This is a genomic window from Acidisphaera rubrifaciens HS-AP3, assembly GCF_000964365.1.
Taxonomy (GTDB): Bacteria; Pseudomonadota; Alphaproteobacteria; order Acetobacterales; family Acetobacteraceae; genus Acidisphaera; species Acidisphaera rubrifaciens.
The window spans coordinates 1-428 of the sequence record NZ_BANB01001152.1; the positions used below are offsets into that span (position 1 = coordinate 1).

Annotated in this window: 1 protein-coding gene; it reads left to right on the forward strand. The window is 73.6% G+C overall.

Annotation, left to right across the window (positions count from 1 at the left end; all coding sequences use genetic code 11):
* Nucleotides 1-428 (forward strand): CHC2 zinc finger domain-containing protein (locus B8460_RS20485; protein WP_048863476.1); only part of this gene is annotated, 428 nt, incomplete at both ends.

Consider the following 428-nt stretch of genomic DNA (forward strand, 5'->3'; position numbering starts at 1 on the left):
GAAGCTGGAGCGGTCGGGGCGGCAGTGGAAGGCGTGCTGCCCGTTCCACGGCGAGAAGACGCCGTCTTTCTACATCTATGAGGACGGCTACCACTGCTTCGGCTGCGGCGCGCACGGCGATGCCATCAGCTTCGTGATGCAGACGCAGGGGGCCACCTTCATCGAGGCGGTGGAGCAGCTGGCCGCCGAGGCGGGGATGGACGTGCCCAAGCCGTCGCCGGCGGCGGCGGAGGCCGAACGCACCCGCCACGCCCTGACCGACGTGCTGGAGGAAGCCGGGCGCGCCTACGTCCGCCGGCTGCGCCTGCCGGAGGGGCGGGCGGCGCTGGACTACCTGCGCGGGCGCGGGCTGTCGGATTCGACGATCGAGCGCTTCGGCCTCGGCTGGTCGGGCGAGGGGCGGGGCGCGCTCGCCGCCGATCTCGCGC